Origin of the sequence: Streptomyces mutabilis (assembly GCF_046628145.1) — a bacterium.
Lineage (GTDB): Bacteria > Actinomycetota > Actinomycetes > Streptomycetales > Streptomycetaceae > Streptomyces > Streptomyces mutabilis.
Genome location: NZ_CP176874.1, coordinates 7,430,836 through 7,454,210 on the forward strand (window position 1 = coordinate 7,430,836; position 23,375 = coordinate 7,454,210).

The window sequence follows — 23,375 nt, forward strand, 5'->3', positions numbered from 1 at the left end:
GGTATCGATGTCTTCGAAGCGACGTCGCAAGAAGAAGGCCCGCCGCAAGAACGGCGCCAACCACGGCAGCCGTCCGCAGAGCTGAGAACGGCGGGCCGCACCGGGTGGGTGGCCGGCGCCGCCCACCCCGGGGCGCCCCCGGGCCCGCTCGCCGGGCTCAGCGCCAGGGGGTCACCTCGACGACCGGCCGCCGGGCCCGGCGAGCGCCCAGGCGACGTCCCGGAGCAGTGCCTGCCGCCAGCCCGCCCGGTCGTGGTCCGACGGCGAGCGCCCGATCCGCACCGTCGCACCGGCCTCCTCGGTCAGCTTCTCCACCAGCTCGCAGTGGGGAAGCATCCGCCGTTCGTGCTCCCCCACGTCGAACGCGACCCGCAGCCCGGACAGGTCCGGCCGCTCCCGCAGGAGCGCGGCGAGGGTACCGCCGACCGGACCGCCCAGTGGATCGGCGAAGTCCGCCGAGCCGGGCGTCCACCAGCACGACGCCGACTGGCACGCGACCCGTGCCACCAGCTCCGGGAACCGCAGTGCCGCGTACAGGGCGCTCAGCCCGCCCAGACTCTGCCCCGCGACCACCAGCCGTTCCGGGTCGGCGGGCACCCCGGACTCCGCCACCAGCGGCAGCAGTTCGTCCCGGACCGCCTCCCACAGCTCGGGACGGCACCCGAACTCGGCCGTCCGGTCCTTGGCGGGCAGGAACACGAGGGTGACCGGCGGCATGTCACCGGCGGCGACCGCCGATTCGAAGGCGGTCATCGCCGGGTGCAGGTGCAGCCAGTCGTCCCCGTCGAGGAGCAGCACCACGGGTCCGCCGCCACCCACCGGGTGGACCCGCACCGTACGCCGCCCGCCGAGCCGTCCCCCGGCCCACCGCAACCGGGTGCGGGGCAGGGGCAGCACGTCGGCGGCGCCGACGACCGGCCAGTGCGGCTGCGCGGGCGTGTCAGGAGTCGCCGCGATCGACCGGTCCCCGCCCGCACCCTCCGGGTTGAGGGGATCGGCGTACGCCGCGCCGTCCACGAGGAACTGATACGTCACGCGCAGCCGCGCGGGCATCCGCACCTCGGCGTACCAGCAGTCCGTGTCGCCCCACCGGCGCAGCGGCACCGGCTCCGACCAGCTCTCGAAGACGACGCTCGCCGCTTCGGCCCCGCGCCGCAGGAACAGCGTCGTCCAGCCGTCGCCGTCGGACACCGACGCCGGCGTGCGCGCGGCGGCCCAGAAGGCGTCGGTGCCGGGTGCGCCGCGCAGTCCGTACGCGGCGAAGACCTCTTCCCCCACCAGCCTCATCAACGTCTCCTTGTGGAGCGGAAAGCGGGAAAGCTAAGCTCGATCTCGATTAGGCGAGCCTAACCTAATGCATCGGGAGGCCCCGCGCATGAGCACGAACCCCTTCGACGACGCCGACGGCCGTTTCCTCGTCCTCGTCAACGACGAGGGCCAGCACTCGCTCTGGCCGTCCTTCGCCCAGGTGCCCGGGGGGTGGACGAGGGTCTTCGGCGAGGACTCGCGCGACGCCTGCCTCGCGTTCGTCGAGGCCAACTGGACGGACATGCGCCCCCGTTCCCTCGCCCGCTCCATGGACGCCTGACGCCCGATGCTCTGCACCCGGCTCACGAACGCCCGTTTCCTCACCATGGACCCCGACCACCCCGTCGCCCACGACCTGGGCATCTGGCGGGGCCGGATCGTCGGGCTCGACGAGGCCGTGACCTCCCTGCCCGCCCGCGAGGTGACCGACCTCCAGGGCGCCACAGTCCTGCCGGGTTTCGTCGACGCCCACGTGCATCTGGCCTGGACCGGTTTCAAGCAGAACACCCCGAGCATCGCGGGGTGCACTCGGGTCGACGACGTGCTGGCCCGCGTGGAGGAGGCCGTCACCCGCAGGGGCTCGCCCGGCACCTGGGTGAGCATCGCCGGTTACGACCAGCGGGCCCTGGGCCGCCACCTGACCGCCGCCGAACTCGACGAGGTCAGCCACGGGCACAAGCTGTACGTGATGCACGACTCCGGGCACGGCTGCGTCGTCAACTCCGCCGTCCTGGACCTCCTCCCCGCCGGCGTACCGCACGAGAACGGCTTCCTCGCCGAGGGCGCCATGGGCGCCGCCCGCGCGCTGCGCCTGCCGTACGCCCAGGAGGAGTTGGCCGAGGCGATCGGGCGGGCCGCGCGCACCTGCCTGGCCGAGGGGGTCACCGCCTGCGCCGAGGCGGGCGTCGGCGGCTCCCTCCTGGGCCACAGCCCCGTCGAGCTGGGCGCCTACCAACTCGCCCGCGACAAGGGGCTGCTGCCGCTGCGGGTGCAGCTGATGGTGGCCGCCGACACCCTGCACCCGGTGGCCGCCCACGAGAGAGACGGCATCCCCCGGGCGCTCGACCTCGGCCTGCGCACCGGCTTCGGTGACGACCGGCTGTCCGTCGGCGCACTGAAGATCTTCACCGACGGCGGCATGATGGCCCGGACCGCCGCACTCACCGCTCCCTACGAAGGCCTGGACCACGCGGGCCAGTTGCAGGACGACCCCGACGTGCTCGCCGGCACGATCGTGGACGGGCACCTCGCCGGCTGGCAGCTCGCCGTCCACGCGATCGGCGACCGCGCCGCCGACGTGGCTCTGGACGCCCTGGAACGGGCCCAGCGCCTGCGGCCGCGCCCCGACGCCCGGCACCGCATCGAGCACGCCGGCCTGATCCGCCCCGACCAGCTCCCGCGCTTCGCGAGGCTCGGCGTCACCGCGGTCGTACAGCCCAACTTCCTGCGGTACTTCGGCGACGACTACGCCGCGATCATGGGCGAGGAGCGCGCCCCCTGGCTGTACCGCGGCAGAGCGTTCCTGGACCACGGCGTCCCCCTGGTGGGCAGCTCGGACCGCCCCGTCACGGACGGGTCGCCGCTGCGCGCTGTCCAGTTCATGGTCGAGCGCACCTCCGCGTCCGGCCGGACGATCGGCCCCGGCGAGGGGATCACCGTCGACGAGGCCCTGCACGCCTACACCGTCGCCGGCGCCCGCGCCTGCCACTGGGAGGACGACCTGGGCAGCCTCACCCCGGGCAAGCGCGCCGACCTGGTCGTGCTCGGCGACGACCCCCGACGCGTCGACACCGCGCGCATCGGGGACATCGAAGTGGTGCAGACGTACGTGGACGGTCACGCGACCGGCCGGCCGGCCGCCTGATCCCACCGGTGCGCGGCCCCCTCGGCGCGGCAGAGCCGAACCGCTGGAGAAAACCGGTCGACACGGGAGCGAGCCACGCAGTTCCATGTCCCTGGCCGCCCGCCGCATGCAGTGGGCCGACTTCAGGAGACATCCTTGGTGACCGGTGGCGCCCCGGACCGTCCCCCGATCGACACCTCGCTGGTGCGGCGCCTGGTGGACAGTCAGTTCCCGCAGTGGGCGGAGCTGCCGCTGGAACGCTTCGAACCGGCGGGCTCGGACCATGTGATCCACCGGCTGGGCGAGGACCTCGCCGTCCGGCTGCCCCGCCACTCCGGTGCCCTCGGGCAGGCCCGGAAGGACTTCGAGTGGCTGCCCCGGCTCGCCCCGCACCTGCCCCTGGCGGTCCCGGTCCCCGTGGCGGTCGGGGAACCCGGCTTCGGCTATCCGTGGGCCTGGGCCGTCACCCGCTGGCTGGACGGGGAAGCGGCCACGGTCCACGCGCTGGGCGACTCGTCCGAGGCCGCCGTCGAACTGGCCGGATTCCTCAGCGCACTTCAGGGGTTCGCGCCCGGGGAGACCTCGTCCCTCGGCGCCCGGCAGGACCTCACCGGCCTGCCGCTGGCCGCCCGGGACCGGGCGACCCGCGCCGCCATCGCCGAGGTCGACGGCGTGTTCGACGCCGTCGCCATGACCGAACTGTGGAACGCGGCGCTGAGCGCCCCCGACTGGGACCGCCCTCCGGTCTGGTTCCACGGCGACTTCCACACGGGCAACCTGCTGACGACCGACGGCCGCCTCCACGCGGTCATCGACTTCGGCGAACTCGGCCTCGGCGACCCCGCCCGCGACCTGACCATCGCCTTCACCCTGATGTCGGCCGCGCCCCGAGCCGCCTTCCGCGCGGCGCTCGGTGTCGACGACGCCACCTGGACCCGGGGCCGCGGCTGGGCCCTGGCGACCGGTCTGAACGCCTACACGGCCTACGCCGCCGACGAACCGAGGGTCGCCGCCCAGACGACCAGGCAGATCACACAGGCCCTGCTGGGCTGACGGACCGATGAACATCGCGGTGGAAGCCGCAGGACACGACTGTGAGGGGAGCCGGAGGGCATGGAGACCGAGGGACTGCGGACCGACCGACTGGGGCTGCTGCTCGACCAGTTCGACCAGGCCTGCGAGATGGCCCGGGTGCGGCTGGAGGGGCTCGGTGACGAGGAGTACCTGTGGGAACCGGTGGCGAACTGCTGGTCCCTGCGGCGACGCGGCGAGGCGACGACGCCCAGGGCGTACGGTCCGGGCGAGTGGGTGCTCGACAAGGGCGCCCCGGACATCCCGGCGAGCGAGTACGCCGAGGTCGCCCGGCAGGCCGCCGACGGCATGAGCGTCGACAAGATCGCCGAGGACTGGAGCGTGAGCGTCGAGCGGGTGCGGCAGGTCCTCGCCCACACCGGTACGCCCGAACCCGACGAAACGCCGGTCACCACCATCGCCTGGCGCCTGGGACACCTGCACTCCGACCTGGCGGGCCGATGGGAGTGGACCTTCGGTGAACGACGGCACGAACCGCGGCTGCTGGTCGACTTCACCCCCTCCGCCGCCCTGGCGCTGGAACGGTTCTGGGCGCTGACCGAGCGCTGGCGCGACAGCGTCGCCGCCGTCACCGACGAGCAGCTCGACACGGTCGGCTTCTCGCAGTACCCGTACGGCTCCGACCCCGACGATCCGTTCATCGCGGTACTGGCCGGCGCCAACCTCGAGCTCATCCACCACCTGGCCGAGGTCTCGCTGCTGCGGGACCTGTGGCGGGCCCGCTTCACCACGCCCGGACAGACCGCGTAGCACCCGTGGAGGCCGGGGCGGCAGCGGGCGCCGCCCCGGCCGGTCAGCTCGGCACGGCCCCCGGAGCGAAGCCCAGGACGCGATAGGTCACGTGCGTCACCAGACTCGCCGACCGCGATGCCACCTGCTCCAGCCGCAACGGCGGGACGCCCTCGAACAGTCGCGTCCCCGCGCCGAGCGTGACCGGCGCGATGTGCAGCCGTAGCTCTTCGATCAGACCGGCGGCGAGATACTGGTTCACGGTGGTGGCACCGCCCTGGATCTGGACGTCGCCGTCACCGGCCGCCGCGCGTGCCTGCGCCAGCGCCGACGCGATTCCGTCGGTGACGAAGTGGAACGTGGTGCCGCCGGCCATCGGCTGAGGCTCGCGCGGGTGGTGGGTGAGCACGAACACCGGCGCGTGGAACGGCGGCTCCTCGCCCCACCAGCCGTTCCACGGCCGGTCCCACTCGCCGCGCACCGGGCCGAACATGTTGCGGCCCATGATGAACGCCTTCGCGGCGGCCAACCGCTCGATCTCCGCCCGGTTCTCGTCGGGGGTGTCGAACATCCAGGCGTGCAGTCCGGCGCCCGAGCCGTCGCCGCCGTCGTCGCCGAAGGGACGCTCCTCGGTCTGGCCGAGCCCGGCCGAGCAGCCGTCGACCGAGACCGTGATGTCGCTGACCACCCTGCCCGGTCGTTCGGTCATGGCTCTCTCCTCCGCGCGGGCGAGTGGCGGGACTCGTGGACGGGCGCACCGATGCCTCACATCCTCGCCCTCCGGTGCGGAACTGTCGACTCGTCCGACCGGCGGCCACGGGCCCGGCGGGCCCGCGAGCAGGCCCGCACCGGAGCGCTGCCCGCGTCACCGTCCCCGGCGGACGCGGTCAGGCGGGGCGTGCGCCTCCATGGTGCGCCCGGTGCGTACGGTGTGGGACGCACGCGGCACAGCATGCGCTGCCGGCCCTCGGCGTCCAGGAGCCGGTCGAGAGCGGACAGCTCACCCGGCCGTCCCGGCGGGCGGCGCCGACGCGCACCCGGCGGGGCCTCCGCAGGGGAACGGCCCGGCGCGTACGATCTGTTCCCGTCCGACCCGGAAGGTGCCCGTCCATGGCCGTGTCCGTACCGAGCCTGCTCGCCGTCTTCGCCCATCCGGACGACGAGTCGTTGTCGGCGGGCGGGGTGCTCGCCCGGCACGCGGACGCGGGCGCTCGCACCGCCGTCGTCACCGCGACCTGGGCCGAGGACAGCCCGCGGGCGGTGGAGCTGGCCCAGGCCCTGCGGACGCTCGGCGCCGGCGCGCCGCGGATGCTCGGCTACGCCGACGCGCGAGTCCCGGGCTCCGCCCCGGGCATGCCGAGGTTCTGCGACGCGCCGCTCGACGAGGCGGTGCGGAAACTGGTGGCGCGGATCAGGGACTTCCGTCCGGAGATCATCGTCACCCACGACGCGTACGGCGGGCTGACCGGGCACCCGGACCACGTGCACACCCATCGGGTGGCCGTACTCGCGGCCCGGGCGGCCGGACTCGAGCGGTTCGACCCGGACAGCGGTGCACCTTGGCAGCCCCGAGCCCTCTACCTCGCCACGCATCCGCATTCGGCCGTGGCGGCGCTGAGCGAAGTGATCGGGGCGCGCAAGGCGCGGTTCAGCGTGCCGGACGAACACGTCACCGCGACCGTCGACGTCCGGCCCTGGCTGGACCGGAAGATCGCCGCGGTCCTGGCACACCGCTCCGAGGTGGAACGGGGAGCCCTGCCGGGAGTGATCGCCGAACTCACGCCGGAGGCGCGCGAGCGGTTGTTCGCCACCGAGTGGTTCATCCGCCGAGACCTGGTCGGCGCGGCCCCGCCCCAGAGGGACCTGACGACCTGACGGCGGGCACGGTCACTCCGGCCAGGCGGAGTTCTCGATCACGTCGACGAAGTCCGTGCGCCGGAATCCGGGGACGAAGTGCTCCAGCACATCCGCGTTCACCGTGCCGAACGTGGTGTCGGGGCGGTGCCTGAAGCCCTCGGTGAACGCTCGCAGGATCTGCTTCTTGAAGTCCGGCCGGGGGTGCGCGGCGGTGACCTCGTCGAGCTGCGCCCGGGTGAGGTTGGCCAGGTTCAGCCCGAGTACGTCCGTCTCGACGCCCGCGGTGGTAGCCGCGATCTCAGGGGCCATCCGGTACGGCACTTCGGGGGTGGTGTGGAGGGCGACGGCCGTCCACACGGTGTCCGCACCGGCCTCGGAGACGCCGTGGTCGAGGAGGAAGGCGCGGGCCTGGTCGGCACCGTCCATCTCGAAGCGCTGGTCGTCGCCGCGGTAGGGCGGCACCAGGCCCGTGTCGTGGAAGAGCGCGGCGACGTAGAGCAGCTCCGGGTCGGGGTGGATGCCCAGCGCGGCGGCCTGGAGGCTGCCGAAGAGGTACACCCGCCGCGAGTGGTGGAAGATCAGCGGCGGGGTGGTGTCCCGGATGAGGTCGGTCGCCTCCCGGGCCAGCTCGCTGTCGGGGATCTCGATGCCGGCGATCTTCTCGGCCATGGCTGCTCTCCTGGGGGTCGGTGCCGTCGTTCCTGCTTCCACCTTCCGCCGGACGCCGCGCCCGTGTCCGCTACCCGATGGCCGACAATCCCTCGGAAACGGCCATGGCACGTCACCGTCGTCTCATCCGCCGCCCGGCCGTGCGTCCGGCCCCGGCGCGGTGGTGGCGAACCGCTGCCGGTAGCGGGTGGGGGACAGCCCGAGGTGACGCGCGAAGGCCCGGCGCAGGCTCTCGTAGCTGGGGAATCCCGACAGCGCGGCGGCCTCCGTGGCACTGTGCCCGGAGTCGAGCAGGGCCTTGGCCATGTCGAATCGGATCAGCTCCACGTACTTTCCCGGCGTGGTGTCCAGCTCAGCCCGGAACAGCCGGGTCAGATGCCGCGCACTGACCCGCACACGCGCGGCCAGGGCCTCCAGACTGTGATCGGCGGTCGGCTCGGCCTGCACCGCGTCCAGGACCTGCCGCAGTACGGGGGTCCGCGGTGCCGGGCCACTGAGCGAGGCGGAGAACTGCGACTGCCCGCCGGCCCGCTGCATGTGCACCACCAGCGAGCGGGCGACCTTCCGGGCCAGATCCGGCCCGTGGTCCTCCTCGAGCAGGGCGAGGGCGAGGTCGATGCCCGCCGTCACACCGGCGGACGTGTAGGTGGCGCCGTCCTTGACGAAGATCGCGTCGGGCTCCACCCGCGTCGACGGACAGCGGCGGGCCAGCGTGGTGGTGTGCTGCCAGTGCGTCGTCGCCCGCCTGCCCTCCAGCAGACCGGCGGCCGCCAGGACGAAGGCGCCCGTGCACACCGAGGCGACGCGCCCCGCCCTGCCCGCCAGGGCCCTCGCGGCCCCGCTGAGCGCCGGGGCGATGGGCGCATCGGGCAGCGCGTCACCGCCCACGACGACCAGCGTGTCGCAGGCGGCCGCGGACCGTGCGTCCGTGTCGGCCGGCACCGGCATGCCGATGGACGAACGCACCGACGCCCCGTCCGGCGAGAGGATGCTCAGCCGGTACCGCGCGCCGTACCGGTTGGCCTCCGCGAAGACCTCCGCCGGCCCGGACAGGTCGAGCATCTTCATGCCGTCGAACACGAGGACGCCCACGTCATGTGGTCTCGCTGCCATGTCACCGTCTTCCGTGTCCCTGCGTGGCCCCGGTCGCATTCTCCCGCCCCGCGGCCGGGCGGGCGGAAGTGAGGCATGCCGGACACGGGCGTAGGGTGGCTGGCGTGGATCAGACCGTGGCCCCAGGGTCGCGGAACGCAGGGCCTTGAACCGGCCGGTCCGGACACCACTCGCGTCGAGCACCGGTGGTCTCCGAGCGCACCGGCCGCGTCCGACACAGATGCGGAAGGAACAGCGATGGGTACGGTCACCACCTCCGACGGCACGAGCATCTTCTACAAGGACTGGGGACCGCGCGACGGTCGCCCGGTCGTCTTCCACCACGGCTGGCCGCTCAGCGCGGACGACTGGGACAACCAGATGCTGTTCTTCCTCTCCCACGGCTACCGGGTGATCGCCCACGACCGGCGCGGCCACGGGCGCTCGAGCCAGCCCCCGACGGGGCACGAGATGGACACCTACGCCGCCGACGTCGCGGCGCTGACCGACGCGCTCGACCTGGAGGGCGCCGTGCACATCGGGCACTCCACCGGCGGCGGCGAGGTCGCGCGCTACGTGGCGCGGGCCGAGCCGGGCCGGGTGTCCAAGGCGGTGCTCGTCGGCGCCGTCCCACCGGTGATGGTCCAGTCCGAGACCAATCCCGGTGGTACTCCCATCGAGGTCTTCGACGGTTTCCGCGCGGCCCTGGCCGCCAACCGCGCGCAGTTCTACATCGACGTACCGTCCGGCCCCTTCTACGGCTTCAACCGGGAGGGTGCGAAGGTCTCCCAGGGGTTGATCGACAACTGGTGGAGGCAGGGCATGATGGGCGCGGCCAACGCCCACTACGAGTGCATCAAGGCGTTCTCCGAGACGGACTTCACCGAGGACCTGAAGCGGATCGACGTGCCGGTCCTGGTCGCGCACGGCACGGACGACCAGGTCGTGCCCTACGCGGACTCGGCGCCGCTGTCGGTGGAACTCCTCAAGAACGGCACCCTGAAGTCCTACGAAGGGCTCCCGCACGGCATGCTCTCGACCCACCCGGACGTGCTCAACCCCGATCTCCTGGACTTCGTGAAGTCGTAGTCCGCGCTGTTCTCCGCTGGAGGACCTATCATCTCCACCATGAATGTTGAATGTGAAACGTTCATGTCGGGCGCGGAAGGGACGGCACGGTGAGCAACACGGAGACACGTCCCGCCGAGATGAGGTGCGGCGCTTCGGTGGACGAGGCGCCCGCCGCCGGCGTGGAGGTCCTCACCGCCCGGGACGTCCCCCTGGGCGGCCCGCGCGCCATGAACGTCCGGCGCACGCTGCCCCAACGGGCCCGGACGCTGATCGGAGCCTGGTGCTTCGCCGACCACTACGGTCCCGACGACGTGGCCGAGTCGGGCGGCATGGACGTCGCGCCGCACCCGCACATCGGCCTGCAGACGGTCAGCTGGCTGTTCAGCGGGGAGATCGAGCACCGGGACAGCCTGGGCACCCACGCCTTCGTCAGACCCGGCGAACTCAACCTGATGACCGGCGGCTTCGGCATCTGCCACTCCGAGGTCTCCACCCCCGGCACCACGGTCCTGCACGGGGTCCAGCTCTGGGTGGCGCTGCCCGAGGAACACCGCGACACCGAGCGCGACTTCCAGCACCACGCGCCCGTCCCGGTGGCGCTCGACGGCGGTACCGTGCGCGTCTTCCTCGGCTCGCTGGCCGGGGACACCTCACCCGTGACCACGTTCACGCCGCTGCTGGGCGCCGAGGTGACGCTGGTCCCGGGCGGCACCGTGTCCCTGGACATCGACACCGCCTTCGAGCACGGGGTACTCGTCGACGGCGGTGACGTACGCGTCGACGGAACGACCGTGCGGCCGACCGAACTCGGCTACGTCGCACCGGGCCGCGAAAGGCTCACCCTGACCAACGACGCGACTCGGACGGCTCGGCTGATACTGCTCGGCGGACCCCCGTTCCCCGAGGAGATCGTCATGTGGTGGAACTTCATCGGACGGTCGCACGACGAGATCGTGCAGGCGCGCGAGGACTGGATGAAGGGCGACCGCTTCGGCGAGGTGCACGGCTACGACGGGGCACCGTTGCCCGCACCGGAGCTGCCGAAAGCACCCCTGAAGGCACGGCGAAGAGCGCGCTGACCTGCGCGAACATGGCTCCCGCGCCAAGTGGGCCTGATCGTTGCTGCGTCCGCCCGACGACGCGGACACCCCACGGGGCCGGGCTTCGGCGCTGGCTGCCCGTGTGCCTCGGAAGCTGTCCGCGGTTCCCAAGGTGTGGGCATCTGCGGGCAGGTTCATCAGAACGAATGCTGACCCCGCGCAACTGACCGGTGCCCGCGTCGACGGTGGGGCTGCCTCCTGCACGACCGGCCCCGATGGCCCGGGGCCCCAGGTGAGGGCGAATCGTCCTGCTCCGGTCCCGGTCGCGCGAAGGCGACCGGGACCGAAACAAGAACGGTGGCCTCGGCCGTGGCTTGTGGGCCGTTCGGCTACGGGGCATCAGTGGCCGATGTCATCCAGCTCGGTCAAGTCCTCGTGCGAGAGGGAGAGTCCCGCGCCGGCGATGTTCTCGCGCAGGTGCGCTGTCGATGACGTGCCGGGGATGAGCAGGATGTTCGGTGATCGCTGCAGCAGCCAGGCAAGCGCGACGGACATCTGTGTCGCCTCCCGTCGAGCGGCGACCGCCGAGAGAGCCGAGGACTGAAGCGGGGTGAAGCCCCCGAGGGGGAAGTAGGGCACGTACGCGACGCCTTCGGTGGCGAGCCGGTCGATGAGCTTGTCGTCGTGGCGGTGGGCGAGGTTGTACATGTTCTGCACGCACACGATCTGCGCGATGCTCTGTGCCTCGGTGACCTGCTCCTCGGTGGCGTTGCTGACCCCGAGGTGGCGGACCAGGCCCTGCTGCTGGAGTTCCACGAGCGTCTCGAACGCCTCGGCGAGCGAGCCGGGCTGGGGACCTTCGGCGTTGCCGAGTCGGAGGTTGACCAGGTCGAGTACGTCGAGCCCGAGGGACTTGAGGTTGTCGTGGACCTGGCGGCGCAGATCCTCGGGGCGCCGGGCCGTGGGCCAGCCCCCCTGTTCGTCGCGGGTCGCGCCCACCTTGGTCACGATGTGCAGCGACTCGGGATAGGGGTGCAGTGCCTCGCGGATCAACTCGTTGGTGACGCGCGGCCCGTAGGCGTCGCTGGTGTCGATGTGGGTGATGCCGAGGTCGACCGCTTCACGCAGAACGGCCAGGGCACCCTCGCGATCGGCGGGCGGCCCCATGACCCAGGGGCCGGCCAGTTGCATGGCGCCGTAGCCGAACCGTGTGACGGTCAGGTCACCCAGAGTCCAGGTGCCACCGGGAAGAGAGAAGGAGGGTGTGCTCATCCTGTTGCCTTTCGTCGTGCCAACTCGGGGGGTGGCGCCTGCCGCCTCCCTGCATCAGCATTGGAGAGAAACTTCCTGTCGGGAAGTAGGCACTTTGAAGTGCGTAACCCACCCATCGGTGAGAGGTGCGATCAGTGACGACGACGAAGGCGGCCCAGAAGAGGGCTCAGGCCAAGGTGGAGTACAACGCGTTCCTGGCAGGGTGCCCCAGCCGGCAGCTGCTCGACCGGATCTCGGACAAGTGGGTCGTCCTGATCCTGTGTGCGCTGGGCGGCGACAACAACCCTGCGCCCGGTGCAGCACACGCAGACGCTCCGAAGGCGATGCGTTACTCCGAGATCTCTCGTCTTCTGGCCGGGGTCAGCCAGAAGATGCTGACCCAGACGCTGCGGTCGCTGGAGCACGATGGCCTGCTCACCCGTACCGTGACGCCAACCGTCCCTGTCACCGTCTCCTACGAGCTGACCGACCTCGGCCTCTCGCTTCATCACACGACGCGCGGGCTCAGACACTGGGCGCAGACACACATGGCCGAGGTCCTCGCGAACCGTGAGAACCACGACTCTCGCACCTCCTGACGACTCACCTCCAACCGTCCAAGAGCCACCCTCATCTGCGAAGAGCCCTTGAAGTACGACCCCATGCCGCGAACCGGCGAATCCCGCCCCATGACCGACCGACTCCCACGACTGATCGGACAGTTCGCTGACCGCCAGGCATGCGGCACGCCGTCGCCGAACCGACCGGCGTGAGCCACCACCGGAAATACCGTCGCCGGGCAGGTCGGACGTACGTAGGGTGGGCGACTTGACAGCTCGCCTCTCGAGGGGGCATTCGCTACGGAACCCGATCTTCGAGAGGGAAGCAATGAGCGGCAGACGCTTGACCCGGACCGAGGCCGAGGAACGCGCAGACCTGCTGACGATCGAACGGTACGACGTCGCCGTCGACCTCACAGGTCTCGTGACGGGCTCGTGGGTCCGGTGCGAATCGACGATCACCTTCACGTGTCACCGGCCAGGGGCTGAGACCTTCGTCGACTGCGCTGCGGTGTTCGAGAGCGCCACGCTCAACGGTGTCGCGCTGCGGTCGGCTGATGAGGGCCGGATCGCACTGACCGCCCTTGCCGAGCGCAACGTCCTGACGGTGGTCTCCACAGCGGAGTGCTCGGCCGACGGCCAGGGCGTGCACAAGGCCGTCGACCCTGCCGACGGCGAGACGTACGTCTACACTGACTTCACACCCGACTACGCCCGTCACGTGTGGGCCTGTTTCGACCAGCCGGACCTCAAGGCGCCGTGGGCGTTCACCGTGACCGCCCCCGACGGTTGGCTGGTGTTGAGCAACAGCGGTGATCCCCGGATCGAAAGCCTCGGCTCCGTGCGGCGTTGGACCTTCCCGCCGACGCCACCGCTGGCGACGTACAACACCGTGGTCAACGCGGGTCCGTACTACGAGTTGCGCCGTCACGGAGCCGGTCATGACCTGGGCCTCTTCGCCCGGCAGTCGCTGGCCTCCGTACTGGACCGGGACGCCGACGAGCTGTTCACCCTGACCGCCCAGGGACTGGACTTCTTCGCCGAGAAGTTCGGCATGCCCTTCCCGCAGCACAAGTACGACCAGGTCTTCACCCCCGAGTTCCCGGGCGCGATGGAGAACTTCGGCTGTGTCACCTGGATGGACTGGTTCCTGCGCAGAACCACGCCGACGAGAGCGGAATGGGACCTCTTCGCGCGGTACCTGTTGCACGAGCTCGCGCACATGTGGTTCGGCAACATCGTCACGATGCGCTGGTGGGACGACCTGTGGCTGAACGAGGCGTTCGCGGAGTTCGCCAGCAACTGGGCCGCGGTGAGCGCGACGTCATACACCGATGCCTGGACGGCGCATCTGGCCGGGGAGAAGCTCAAGGCCTATCTCGTCGACCAGGGACCGACGACCCACCCGATCCGCCAGCCGGTGCGCGACGTGGCCGAGGCAGAAGCGTCGTTCGATGCCATCACCTACCCCAAAGGCGCGTCCGTGCTGAGGCAGTTGATGGCATATGTCGGTGAGGACAACTTCTCCGCGGGACTGACCACCTACTTCGCCGCGCACGCCTGGGGCAACACCACGCTGGAGGACTTGATCGAAGCGGTCGCCGACGCCGCCGGGCGTGACCTGGACCCGTGGCGTGCGGGCTGGTTGGAGACAGCCGGCACCGACCGGCTGACTCTTGCCCGCGGCGGAGACGGGTTCGTCCTGGTCGCTCGAGGCCCCGGGGGTCCACCGCGCCCGCAGACGCTCGCCATCGGCGCCTACGGGCGTTCGGGGGACCACCTCGAACGGACGGCACTCGTCGAAGTCGAGTTGACGGGCGAGAGGACTCCGCTCGACCTGCCTGCCGGAGCCGATCTGTACCTGGTCAACGACGAGGACCTGACCTTCGCCTCGACTCGGCCTGATGCCACGACCAGGGACGCGTTCTTCGGCAACGCCGCTCGCCTGCCCACTGCGACCGCGCGGGGTGTCGCCGTCACCACGGCCTGGGACATGCTGGTCAACGGGGAAGCCACAGCGGCCGAAGCCGTGCAGTGCCTGACCGGAGTGCTGGCCGTCGAGACATCCGCCTCGGTGATCGAGCCGTATCTCAACCTGGCTGTCGAGGCCGCGGAACTGTGGAGTCCGGAGTCGGAGCGTGACGGGTTGCTGCGAGCCGTGGCCGCGGCGTGCCGCGGCCTCTCCTGTGTCCCCGCCTACCGCAAGCCGGCGTTGCGTGGCCTCACCCGCACTGCGACCGGCCTGGAGGAGGTCGTGTGGCTTCAGGCCGAGGCCGGGGAGGACGTCGATCTCCAGTGGCGAGTGCTGGTCCGCAAGGCGCAGCTCGGACTTCCGACCGCTGCCGAGGCACAGGCCCTGCTCGACCGTGACCCCGATCCCGAGGCGTGGGTCAGCAGACTCCAGGTCCGCGCGGCGACCCCGGACGCAGCCGAGAAGAAGGCGGTGTGGCAGACAGTGGTGACGGACCGCGCGGTGCCGCTGGCTTCGCTCCACTCAGTGGCGGCACTGTTCTGGAGCGCCGGCCAGGAGGACATACTGAGGCCGTACGCGCAGGCTTACCTCGATCTGGTGCCGACCCTGCACCGCGGCGGCGCCATGCCGGCCTCTACCTTCACCAGGAGCCTCTTCCCGCGGTTCGGTGTCGACCTGACTTTCGTGGGACAGGCGGAGGACTTGGCGGCACAGGCCGTCCCGGTCGTCAGGACCAACCTCATGGACCTGACCGACCGGATGCGCCGCATACTGCGCTCCCGCGGCTGAACACGTGGCCGCAAGCGCGAGTACGCCGGGACGGGGCCGCGGCCGGGGTGTCGTTCATGCCCGGGGACGGCCGGATACCGGTACCCGGCCGTCCCAGCCAGGCGTCTCGTTGAGCCTCGGCGTCTGCCGCCCTGGCCCATCTCCGGTGACCTGCGGTCGAGACGGCGGTCATCGCGTACGCGGGGCACGACACCACCGTCCACGATGCCGTCGGGCGAAGGTCGACGAGGCCCGGTTCACCGTGGTGACCCGGCAGGGAGCGGGCGGCCGTCCGCGAGCGGTGGGACGGCGTCCTGTGGGCTCCGTTGCCGCACCGCAGTGGTTCCGGGGGCAGAAATGCGGCCTAGATTGTGCGCATGGCCATGTTCAAGGACTTCAATTTCAAGCTCATCGTCGTCGAGCAGCTGATGTACATCGACGAGACCCTCACCCCTCGGTTCAGCCTCGCCGATCTCCTGAAGGAGAAGGGGCTCGGCGACGACCCCTGGGAGTACGCGCAGCAGCACGGTCTGACGTACCAGGTCGTGCCCGAGGCACGCAGCTACTTCGCATCGTTGGAAATCGGCGAGGAACTCCTGGCCGGTGTCGAGGAGCTGTGCATGGACGGCGGTAACCAGGTGTACCAGGAGTGCGCCCCGGTCTGGGACGGCGAGGACGATCTGTTCGACGTCGCTTCCCTCGACGACCTCGTGCTGCTGCCGAACCTCCGGCGCGTCCTCGGATCCGAGTTCCTGGCCCCTGAGTTGCGGGATGTCCTCGGCGCCCGCGGCATAGTCGCCGACTAGCCACTACGGGCAGGAGGATGGTGACGCAGGCCTCTTCCTGTGGGGGTGCTGCAACGGGTATCGGTCGGGCAGCGCCGGGCCATGTCGAGTCCTGAGTCAGACGTGATAGGGGGCAGTTGGTCACTCCGTCAGCCCGCTGCACCACTGAGTTCGTGGCCTGTCTCCGCACCGCGTCGTGCGGTGGGACGTACGCGCGCTCGGCGCCGGCCGAGGTGACGAGCCGGGGAACGAGTAGAGTGCCCTCAGTCGCAGGTCGGCGTCTGACCCGCGAGCAACGGCAGCGGCCGTCGCCGCCTGTGACCGGGAGTGTGGGCGACGCCGGCCAGCGGTGTCCGGCCGGGGGAGGGCGTGGTGGACGGCGGAACGACGCGAGTGGGCCCGGGGCGCGGGCGTGGCGAACGGCTGACCGAAGGACTGACCGTGACCGTGTCGGCGGCCCTTGCGCTTGTCCTGCTGGCCGGTCCGGTGATCGTCTTCAGCATGTCTTCCTGGCACTCGGCCACTGAACCCGGTACCACCGCGTTCAGCCGGTTCGGGGCGCCGGTGGTTCTCCTGTCTCTCGTGGCGCTGCCGTTCGTCTCGGCCGGCGCGGTGTTCCGCTCGGGCCGGCGCAAGAACAAGGAACGTCTGGGTGCAGCAGTCCCGGCGGCCCTGACGCTGCTGGGCTCGTCCGTCGTTCCGCTGGCGGCCTTCTGCCTCCTCCTGGTGCACGCGAACTGACCCGCCCGCAGCGGGCAGCCCCCGTCGGCCGACGGAGAGTTGACCACCGGCGCCGGTCGTCGCCCTGTGGCGCTGCCTTCGATGACCTTTCCTGGTCACGTTCGTCCGCCGCTGGGCCAGGCCCGGCCGGACAGCGGACCACGCGCACGATCACGCTTCCGCCACCCCCTGACCGGATCGGCGCGGTGCTTCCACACGACCATCGGCTCAGTGCGCGTCCTCGGGCGGCAGCGTGGGCAGGTACGTCGGTGCTCGCCAGGCGTCCAGCCGCTGCTCCACCGCCGCCCCGAGGGACAGCAGTCCGGCGTCCTGGTGGTCGCCGGCCATCAGGAGCAGGCCGACCGGCAGTTCGCCGACGAACCCGGCGGGCACGGACAGGGACGGGTATCCGGCGACGGCGGCGGGCGTGGAGGACGGGATCACGTCGTTGTCGCCGCGCGCGCAGTCGGTGGTCCACGCGGGCGGGTTCGTCGGGGAGGCGATGGCGTCCAGGTCGTGCTCGGCCATGGTCTCGTCGATGGACCGCCGGGAGAGGTCCCGTAGTTCCGCGCGCATCGCCCGGTAGCGCGGGTCGGTGGTCGGCGGCGCGGCCAGGGCCTGCTCGAACAGCTCCTGGCCGGCGAAGCAGGTCTGCTCGGCCGGATGGGCGCGGTTGAACTCGATCAGCTCGGCGAGGTTCTGAGGCCCGTCGCGGGTGGTGAGGTAGGCGTCGATGTCCCGGTGGAACTCGCTCAGCAGGGCCGGGAACTCGAACTCGGCGAGTCGCTCCTGGTACGGCGGAGTCACCTCGACGACGTGCGCCCCCGCGGCACGCAGGTCCGCCGCGGTACGGGTCATCAGGGCGTCCACCTCCGCGCCGAGCGACGGGAGCCGCCACAGTCCGATCCGCTTGCCGCGCAGACCACCGGGCCGGGTGGCCGCGTCCGTGAGGTCCTGCGTGCGATCGCCGCGGGTCGTTCCGGTAACGGCGTCCTCCCTGATCGCGGAGAGGGTGAGCGCGGTGTCGATCACATTGCGTGCCATCGGGCCGGCCGTGTCCTGCTCGGCGGAGATCGGGACGACACCCGACTGACTGACCAGGCCGAGGCTGGGTTTGAGACCGACCACGCCGTTCATCCCCGCCGGGCAGACGATCGAGCCGTCGGTCTCGGTGCCGATCGCCACCTGCGCCAGCGACGCGGCGAGCGCGGCGGCCGAGCCGGAGGAGGACCCGCAGGGGTTGCGGTCCAGGACGTACGGGTTGTGCGTCTGGCCGCCCACCGCCGACCAGCCCGACGTCGGTTTCGCGGAGCGGAAGTTGGCCCACTCGGAAAGGTTGGCCTTGCCGAGGATCACCGCGCCGGCCGCCCGCAGCCTCTTCACCAGCACGGCGTCGGTGGCCGGCGGGCTGCCGGCCAGGGCCAGCGATCCGGCGGTCGTCGGCATGCCCCGGGTGTCGATGTTGTCCTTGAGGAGGACCGGGATGCCGTCGAGCGGGCCACGGGTGCGGCCGAGCCGGTGGCGTACGTCGCTGGCGGCCGCCTGGCGCAGGGCGGTCGGGTCGGTGCGCAGCACGGCGTTGATCGTCGGGTCGACGGCCTCGATCCGCCGCAGGTAGGCGAGGGTCAGTCGGAACGACGTCAGCGATCCGCGCCGCATGCGCTCCTGCAACTGGGGAATGGTCACCGTGTTCAGGTCCACTCCGCGCACGAGTGCGGTCTCCGCGGCGGGTGACGAGAGTCCGGTACCGGACGCGGTGGGCTGGGCGGCCACCGCACGATGGCCGGGTGCGCCCGCTGCCAGGAGCGGGGCCACGGCCAGGGCGGCGGTAAGCGCCGCCACGCTTGTCATCCTCATGGGCCACAGCCCACTACAAGGCCCCGACGGACACAAGAGGCAGCCGCCCGCGGCGTGTTGGGGCGAGCCGGCCGTCCGGCGGTTCACCGTGTCCAGCCCCCTTGACGGCCTCCCGACTGTCGCTAAGGTCTAGACCTGCGGGATGCAGGTCTAGACCTACTTCAGATGCTTGGTCGGTGACGTCGCATGCCGGGGCGGGCTGGTCCGATGCGAAATCGAAGGGACAGGATGTCATGCGCATGAAAAGAAGAGTCGCTGCCGCCGTCGGAGTACTGGTCGCTCCCGTGGTCGCCGTGAGCCTTCCGGCGCCCACGGCGAGCGCCCACGGGTGGGTGGTCTCACCGGGGAGCCGTCAGGACCAGTGCGCCACGGGTGTGGTGGACTGCGGTCAGATCAAGTACGAGCCGCAGAGCGTGGAGGGCCCGAAGGGGCTCAGCAGCTGCAGCGGTGGGAATTCCCAGTTCGCAGAACTGGACGACGACAGCAAGGGCTGGCGGGTCACGCCGGTCGGCTCCACCCACACCTTCACCTGGCACCACACGGCGCGGCACGCCACCGCCGACTGGCAGTACTTCATCGGCAACCAGAAGATCGCCGAATTCGCCGGCCACGGTGCACAGCCCGCCCCCGACGTCAGCCACCAGGTGGACTTCGGCGGATTCACCGGCAAACAGAAGGTGCTCGCCGTCTGGAACGTCGCGGACACCGGCAACGCCTTCTACTCCTGCATCGACGTCAACATCGGCGGAGGGGACGGGGGCGGGGACGGTGGCGGCGACGGGGAGTCGGGCGACTGCGTCGCGGCGGCCTGGAACGCCGGGAACGTCTACAACGGCGGCGACACCGTCTCGCACGGCGGCCACACCTGGCGTGCCAAGTGGTGGGTGACGGGTGAGGAACCCGGCACCACCGGCGAGTGGGGCGTCTGGGAAGACCTCGGAGCCTGTTAGCGGCGTCCTGCCGGGACGGGACCTGCACAAGGGCGGGCCCGGCCTGGGCCGCCCGGGCGGGGGGAGGGAGCCCCAGGACCCGTGCAGGCGTCTGTCCTCACCGCCGATGACCACGGCGCCATCGTCTCCGTCGACGCGGCGGCCGGGAGCCTGACGATCCGCTGCTGCTCGGCGAGACGCTCGCAGCGGCCCCCGCCTGCCCGCGCCCACCCATCCCGGGAACGTCCACCGGGTACTGCGGCCCACGGGGGCAGGCCGTCGATGTGGCGGCAGGTGGCTCAGGCCGCCCGCGGCCCGGGTGTGGTGCTGCCCCGTACGACCAGCCGGTGCGGGATGGTCAGGTCCGAGGCGGGGACCTCGTTGTCCGGACTGTAGATGCGGTCGGCGAGGCACTGGAGGGCTCGCTGGGCGATCTGGCGTTTGTCGGGGGAGACCGTGGTCAGCGCGGGGTGGCTGTAGCGGCCGTCCTCGATGTCGTCGAACCCGACGACCGCCAGCTCCTCCGGCACCCGCACCCCTCGCGAGTGCGCCATGTGCAGGGCGCCCAGGGCGAGTTCGTCGGTGAAGGCGAACACGGCGTCGGGGACGGCGTCCCCGTCGAGCAGTTCGGCCATGGCCCGCGCGCCGTCCTCCCGGTGCAGTGCGTCCACCGGTCGCTCCCACCGGGCCTCGGGCGTGATGCCCGCGCGGCGCAGTGCCCTGCGGTAGCCCTCGGCGCGTTGTTCGGCCGTGCCGTTGTGCAGGTGCGGCTGGAGGCCGATGGCGGCGACGCGGCGGCGTCCGAGCGTCAGCAGGTGGGTGGTCGCCTCGTCGGCGGCGGCCACGTTGTCCACCGCCACGCGGTCCGCCCGTCCCTGGGGGCTGCGCTCACCGAGCAGCACCACGGGCAGCGGGCGGGCGATCTCGGCCACCTCCCGGGCCTGGAGCGCCCACGGGCTGATGATGAGGCCGTCCATCACCCGCCCTCCGTCCCCCTTGAGCAGCCGCCGTTCCGCCTCGGCGTCCCCGTGTGTCTGGTCGATGATCACGGTCCACGACCGGCGTCCCGCCTCGTCCACCAGGAGCCCGGCGAGCTCGCCGAAGTAGGGGGAGTGCAGCTCGGGGATGGCGAGACCGATGATGCCGGTCCGACCGGCCCGCAGGCTGCGGGCGGCGAGATTGGGGCGGTAGCCCAGCTCGTCGATCGCCTCCTGGACCCGCCGACGGGTCTCCTCGGAGACGCGGGCGGTTCCGTTCACCACGTTGGACACGGTGCGCGCCGAGACTCCGGCGCGGGCGGCTACGTCTTTCAGGCTGCTGCTCACCCGCACATCGTGGCATGCCGTGCAATGCGCGCCAAGATCGGTTCAGGCAGGGTATTGCCACGTTGAATTCAACGATGCAACATGTGCGGGTCAGGTTCGACTGCACGTGCAAGGAGGCACCGCATGAGTCCGCACGCCTACCCCGGTATCGCCCCGGCCGACCTCGACGTGGACGTGACGGCCGACGTCGAGGCCCTGTACGCGGACGGCATCACGGCCCGCAAGGGCGCCTTCACCCCCGAGTGGGCCGATCAGCTCCGCGAAGACATCGACGTTGCCTTCCAGGAGGCCATGACCAGGCCCGGCGGCGCCGTGGGACGCGGACCGCACCGCTACTACGTGGAGATCCACCCCGAGCAGCTGCGCGGCTTCGTCGACCTCGTGGACCACCCCTGGGTGCGCTCCGTCTGCACCGCCACGCTCGGCCCCGACTACCGCATCGTCGAACTCGGCTTCGACGTGCCGCTGGAGGGCGCCGTCAACCAGCCCTGGCACCGCGACTTCCCCATGCCGGAGGAGACGCGCGCCGAGCGGCGACTGACCTCCCTGGCCTTCAACGTGACGGCCGTCGACACCGAGGAGGACATGGGGCCCTTCGAGATCGCGCCGGGCACGCAGTGGGACGACAGCCCGGAGTTCGGCCACGGCATGTTCCCGCCCCGGCCGCACTACCCGCGCTACGAGGAGCTGGCGGTGCGCAAGTACCCGCGGCGCGGCGACATTTCGGCGCGCACCGCGCTCACCATCCACCGCGGCACCAAGAACAACTCCTCCAAGTCCCGCCCGGTGCTGGTCCTCGGCGTCGACGGCCCCGAGGCCGACAACGGCGACCGGCACGACACGGCCGTCACCCGCGCCTACTGGAAGACCCTGCCCGAGCGGGTCCGCCGCCACCTCGACTGCCCGGTCGTCGACGTGCTGGAACCGGTGACGCAGAAGCACACCATCGAGGGTCTGGTCATGGGCGATGCCTGAGCTCGCCACGGCACCCGACCCCGCCGAGGAGGCCGCCGGCGACTCGCGGAAGGTGCCCGCCGCCGTCTACGCCGTGTCGGCCGTGTCGGCCCTGGGCGGTCTGCTCTTCGGCTACGACACCGGCATCATCTCCGGTGCCCTGCTGCACCTGCGCGACGACCTCGACCTGACCTCCCGGCAGCAGGAGATCGTCGTCAGCGTCATCCTGCTCGGCGCCATGGTCGGAGCGCTGCTCGCCGGCCGCCTGGCCGTACGCCACGGCCGCCGCAAGGTCGTCATCGGTGTCGCGGTGGTCTTCGCGGCAGGGGCCGCCGCGGCCGCCGCGGCACCCGGCACGGGCAGCCTCATCGCCGCGCGCTTCGTCCTGGGGCTGGCCGTCGGCGGCGCCTCCAACATGGTGCCGGTGTACATCGCGGAGGTCGCGCCCGCCCGGATCCGCGGCCGGCTGATGGTGCTGTTCCAGCTGATGGTCGCCTGCGGCCAGCTCATCGCGTACGTCTGCGGCTGGGCCCTGTCGGACACCGGCGGCTGGCGACTGATGTTCGGCCTGGCCGTCCTGCCGGCCGTGGTCCTCGGCGTCGGCATGCTGTTCATGCCCGAGAGCCCCCGCTGGCTCGTCGAGCGCGGTCTGCGCGAGGAGGCCGCGACGGTCCTCACCCGGCTCCGGCCGCCCGGCACGGACGTCGGCCGTGAGATCGACGAGATCACCGAGGTGGCCACGGCCACGCCCGCCGGGGGCTGGCGCGACCTGCGGCAGCGCTGGCTGCGCCCCGCGCTGCTGATCGCCGTCGGCATCGCGGCCTTCTCCCAGCTCACCGGCATCAACGCCGTGGTCTACTACGCACCGACGATCCTCGTCGACGCGGGGTTCGGCGACTCGGTCGCGCTGCTCACCGGTATCGGTATCGGCGTGATGCTGGTGATCGCCGGTGTGGTCGGCGCCATCGCCGTGGACCGGGTGGGCCGCCGGCGCGTCATGCTGTGGTTCCTCCCGGGCTCCGGCCTCGCCATGGCGGTCATGGCGTTGGCCTTCCTCGGCCCGGAGGGTTCGGCGGCCCAGCGGTGGACAGTGATCACCGCGCTCTTCGCGTACATCCTGTTCAACGGCATCGGGATCCAGGCGGTGGTCTGGCTCATCGGTCCGGAGATCCTGCCGCTGAGCGTGCGCGGCCCGGCGACCAGCCTGGCCACGGTCACCCTGTGGGGGGTCGACCTGCTGATCGCGGTGACCGCGCTGACGGCCATCGAGGCGATCGGCCGCTCCGGGACGTTCTTCGTCTACGCACTGATGAACGTCGCGTGCATCGGGTTCGTGGCGGCGAAGGTGCCCGAGACCAAGGGGCGGTCCCTGGAGAGCATCGAACGCGCGCTGAAGCGCGGTGGATCCTTCCGGAAGTCGCTCGAACTCTCCTGAGATGCCGGCACCGCTCCCGTCGCGCAGCCGGCCCCGTCTTCCGTGCCCGTCCACGGCGGACGGGGCCGCGCGCCTTGTCGGGCTGACCGGTTGCTGTCGGTACGTCGACCGGGCGGCG

At 71.5% G+C, this 23,375-nt stretch carries 22 protein-coding genes; 15 read left to right on the forward strand and 7 right to left on the reverse strand.

What is annotated here, in order from left to right; genetic code table 11:
* The first annotated feature begins 7 nt into the window (after positions 1-7).
* Entirely contained in the window at positions 8-85 is a 78-nt protein-coding gene (locus ACLIN4_RS33300; RefSeq protein ID WP_370443954.1) for a 50S ribosomal protein bL37, read from the forward strand.
* 86 nt (positions 86-171) lie between these two features.
* Here ACLIN4_RS33300 and ACLIN4_RS33305 read toward each other — a convergent pair whose 3' ends face one another.
* The gene (locus tag ACLIN4_RS33305) at positions 172-1,287 is read right to left on the reverse strand and encodes an alpha/beta hydrolase-fold protein (protein WP_411576510.1); all 1,116 of its coding nucleotides are present in this window, start codon (positions 1,285-1,287) and stop codon (positions 172-174) included.
* Between the two features lie 88 nt (positions 1,288-1,375).
* On the opposite strand from ACLIN4_RS33305, the gene ACLIN4_RS33310 reads away from it, so the two are divergent.
* The 4 genes from ACLIN4_RS33310 to ACLIN4_RS33325 all read left to right on the forward strand — a co-directional run bounded on the left by ACLIN4_RS33310 (position 1,376) and on the right by ACLIN4_RS33325 (position 4,993).
* Complete coding sequence (locus ACLIN4_RS33310; protein WP_107479526.1) at positions 1,376-1,588, forward strand: MbtH family protein; 213 nt, start codon at positions 1,376-1,378, stop codon at positions 1,586-1,588.
* Between the two features lie 6 nt (positions 1,589-1,594).
* A complete protein-coding gene (locus ACLIN4_RS33315; RefSeq protein ID WP_107479527.1) occupies positions 1,595-3,172 on the forward strand; it encodes an amidohydrolase in 1,578 nt (525 codons plus the stop codon).
* Between the two features lie 138 nt (positions 3,173-3,310).
* A complete protein-coding gene (locus tag ACLIN4_RS33320) occupies positions 3,311-4,204 on the forward strand; it encodes an aminoglycoside phosphotransferase family protein (protein WP_107479528.1) in 894 nt (297 codons plus the stop codon).
* A gap of 60 nt (positions 4,205-4,264) precedes the next feature.
* The gene (locus ACLIN4_RS33325) at positions 4,265-4,993 is read left to right on the forward strand and encodes a DinB family protein (protein ID WP_107479529.1); all 729 of its coding nucleotides are present in this window, start codon (positions 4,265-4,267) and stop codon (positions 4,991-4,993) included.
* Between the two features lie 43 nt (positions 4,994-5,036).
* Here ACLIN4_RS33325 and ACLIN4_RS33330 read toward each other — a convergent pair whose 3' ends face one another.
* Positions 5,037-5,681 carry a dihydrofolate reductase family protein gene (locus ACLIN4_RS33330; RefSeq protein WP_269956078.1) on the reverse strand — a complete coding sequence of 215 codons (645 nt, stop codon included), beginning with the start codon at positions 5,679-5,681 and terminating at the stop codon, positions 5,037-5,039.
* Between the two features lie 407 nt (positions 5,682-6,088).
* Here ACLIN4_RS33330 and ACLIN4_RS33335 point away from each other — a divergent pair, with 407 nt between their 5' ends.
* Positions 6,089-6,847: a PIG-L deacetylase family protein gene (locus ACLIN4_RS33335; protein WP_107479535.1), complete on the forward strand. Its 759-nt coding sequence runs from the start codon at positions 6,089-6,091 to the stop codon at positions 6,845-6,847.
* 12 nt (positions 6,848-6,859) lie between these two features.
* Here ACLIN4_RS33335 and ACLIN4_RS33340 read toward each other — a convergent pair whose 3' ends face one another.
* Both ACLIN4_RS33340 and ACLIN4_RS33345 read right to left on the reverse strand, forming a co-directional pair.
* The gene (locus ACLIN4_RS33340; RefSeq protein ID WP_100045104.1) at positions 6,860-7,498 is read right to left on the reverse strand and encodes an HD domain-containing protein; all 639 of its coding nucleotides are present in this window, start codon (positions 7,496-7,498) and stop codon (positions 6,860-6,862) included.
* Positions 7,499-7,621: 123 nt separating this feature from the next.
* Entirely contained in the window at positions 7,622-8,611 is a 990-nt protein-coding gene (locus ACLIN4_RS33345; RefSeq protein ID WP_289912795.1) for a GlxA family transcriptional regulator, read from the reverse strand.
* A gap of 237 nt (positions 8,612-8,848) precedes the next feature.
* On the opposite strand from ACLIN4_RS33345, the gene ACLIN4_RS33350 reads away from it, so the two are divergent.
* Positions 8,849-9,679, forward strand: a complete 831-nt coding sequence (locus ACLIN4_RS33350; RefSeq protein ID WP_289912792.1) for an alpha/beta fold hydrolase — start codon at positions 8,849-8,851, stop codon at positions 9,677-9,679.
* Positions 9,680-9,768: 89 nt separating this feature from the next.
* Positions 9,769-10,740, forward strand: a complete 972-nt coding sequence (locus ACLIN4_RS33355; protein ID WP_107479532.1) for a pirin family protein — start codon at positions 9,769-9,771, stop codon at positions 10,738-10,740.
* Positions 10,741-11,100: 360 nt separating this feature from the next.
* Here ACLIN4_RS33355 and ACLIN4_RS33360 read toward each other — a convergent pair whose 3' ends face one another.
* A complete protein-coding gene (locus ACLIN4_RS33360; RefSeq protein WP_289912788.1) occupies positions 11,101-11,973 on the reverse strand; it encodes an aldo/keto reductase family oxidoreductase in 873 nt (290 codons plus the stop codon).
* 134 nt (positions 11,974-12,107) lie between these two features.
* Here ACLIN4_RS33360 and ACLIN4_RS33365 point away from each other — a divergent pair, with 134 nt between their 5' ends.
* The 4 genes from ACLIN4_RS33365 to ACLIN4_RS33380 all read left to right on the forward strand — a co-directional run bounded on the left by ACLIN4_RS33365 (position 12,108) and on the right by ACLIN4_RS33380 (position 16,778).
* Positions 12,108-12,551, forward strand: coding sequence for a winged helix-turn-helix transcriptional regulator (locus ACLIN4_RS33365; protein WP_411576511.1), 444 nt, complete (start codon positions 12,108-12,110; stop codon positions 12,549-12,551).
* Positions 12,552-12,855: 304 nt separating this feature from the next.
* Complete coding sequence (pepN, locus tag ACLIN4_RS33370) at positions 12,856-15,273, forward strand: aminopeptidase N (protein ID WP_411576512.1); 2,418 nt, start codon at positions 12,856-12,858, stop codon at positions 15,271-15,273.
* Between the two features lie 356 nt (positions 15,274-15,629).
* Positions 15,630-16,058 (forward strand): DUF6892 domain-containing protein, encoded by a 429-nt coding sequence (locus ACLIN4_RS33375; RefSeq protein ID WP_411576513.1) that lies wholly within the window; start codon positions 15,630-15,632, stop codon positions 16,056-16,058.
* A 420-nt stretch (positions 16,059-16,478) separates the two neighbouring features.
* Complete coding sequence (locus ACLIN4_RS33380) at positions 16,479-16,778, forward strand: hypothetical protein (RefSeq protein WP_143657596.1); 300 nt, start codon at positions 16,479-16,481, stop codon at positions 16,776-16,778.
* 207 nt (positions 16,779-16,985) lie between these two features.
* On the opposite strand, the gene ACLIN4_RS33385 is transcribed toward ACLIN4_RS33380, so the two are convergent.
* A complete protein-coding gene (locus ACLIN4_RS33385) occupies positions 16,986-18,614 on the reverse strand; it encodes an amidase (RefSeq protein WP_290012720.1) in 1,629 nt (542 codons plus the stop codon).
* 233 nt (positions 18,615-18,847) lie between these two features.
* Here ACLIN4_RS33385 and ACLIN4_RS33390 point away from each other — a divergent pair, with 233 nt between their 5' ends.
* On the forward strand, positions 18,848-19,564 hold the full coding sequence (locus ACLIN4_RS33390; RefSeq protein WP_411576514.1) for a lytic polysaccharide monooxygenase: 717 nt from the start codon (positions 18,848-18,850) through the stop codon (positions 19,562-19,564).
* A 278-nt stretch (positions 19,565-19,842) separates the two neighbouring features.
* On the opposite strand, the gene ACLIN4_RS33395 is transcribed toward ACLIN4_RS33390, so the two are convergent.
* Positions 19,843-20,868, reverse strand: coding sequence for a LacI family DNA-binding transcriptional regulator (locus tag ACLIN4_RS33395; protein WP_289912776.1), 1,026 nt, complete (start codon positions 20,866-20,868; stop codon positions 19,843-19,845).
* A 123-nt stretch (positions 20,869-20,991) separates the two neighbouring features.
* Between ACLIN4_RS33395 and ACLIN4_RS33400 the strand changes: the two genes are divergently transcribed.
* Positions 20,992-21,843, forward strand: coding sequence for a phytanoyl-CoA dioxygenase family protein (locus tag ACLIN4_RS33400; protein WP_382086053.1), 852 nt, complete (start codon positions 20,992-20,994; stop codon positions 21,841-21,843).
* Positions 21,836-23,257 (forward strand): sugar porter family MFS transporter, encoded by a 1,422-nt coding sequence (locus ACLIN4_RS33405; RefSeq protein ID WP_107479510.1) that lies wholly within the window; start codon positions 21,836-21,838, stop codon positions 23,255-23,257. Before ACLIN4_RS33400 ends, ACLIN4_RS33405 begins: the two co-directional genes overlap by 8 nt.
* Positions 23,258-23,375 lie beyond the last annotated feature (118 nt).

Coding starts and splice junctions, on each gene's coding strand:
- ACLIN4_RS33310 (WP_107479526.1), top strand. CDS start 1,376: ATGAGCACGAACCCCTTCGACGACGCCGACGGCCGTTTCCTCGTCCTC.
- ACLIN4_RS33300 (WP_370443954.1), top strand. CDS start 8: ATGTCTTCGAAGCGACGTCGCAAGAAGAAGGCCCGCCGCAAGAACGGC.
- ACLIN4_RS33405 (WP_107479510.1), top strand. CDS start 21,836: ATGCCTGAGCTCGCCACGGCACCCGACCCCGCCGAGGAGGCCGCCGGC.
- ACLIN4_RS33390 (WP_411576514.1), top strand. CDS start 18,848: ATGCGCATGAAAAGAAGAGTCGCTGCCGCCGTCGGAGTACTGGTCGCT.
- ACLIN4_RS33330 (WP_269956078.1), bottom strand. CDS start 5,681: ATGACCGAACGACCGGGCAGGGTGGTCAGCGACATCACGGTCTCGGTC.
- ACLIN4_RS33340 (WP_100045104.1), bottom strand. CDS start 7,498: ATGGCCGAGAAGATCGCCGGCATCGAGATCCCCGACAGCGAGCTGGCC.
- ACLIN4_RS33350 (WP_289912792.1), top strand. CDS start 8,849: ATGGGTACGGTCACCACCTCCGACGGCACGAGCATCTTCTACAAGGAC.
- ACLIN4_RS33325 (WP_107479529.1), top strand. CDS start 4,265: ATGGAGACCGAGGGACTGCGGACCGACCGACTGGGGCTGCTGCTCGAC.
- ACLIN4_RS33375 (WP_411576513.1), top strand. CDS start 15,630: ATGGCCATGTTCAAGGACTTCAATTTCAAGCTCATCGTCGTCGAGCAG.
- ACLIN4_RS33315 (WP_107479527.1), top strand. CDS start 1,595: ATGCTCTGCACCCGGCTCACGAACGCCCGTTTCCTCACCATGGACCCC.
- ACLIN4_RS33385 (WP_290012720.1), bottom strand. CDS start 18,614: ATGAGGATGACAAGCGTGGCGGCGCTTACCGCCGCCCTGGCCGTGGCC.
- ACLIN4_RS33305 (WP_411576510.1), bottom strand. CDS start 1,287: ATGAGGCTGGTGGGGGAAGAGGTCTTCGCCGCGTACGGACTGCGCGGC.
- ACLIN4_RS33400 (WP_382086053.1), top strand. CDS start 20,992: ATGAGTCCGCACGCCTACCCCGGTATCGCCCCGGCCGACCTCGACGTG.
- ACLIN4_RS33345 (WP_289912795.1), bottom strand. CDS start 8,611: ATGGCAGCGAGACCACATGACGTGGGCGTCCTCGTGTTCGACGGCATG.
- ACLIN4_RS33360 (WP_289912788.1), bottom strand. CDS start 11,973: ATGAGCACACCCTCCTTCTCTCTTCCCGGTGGCACCTGGACTCTGGGT.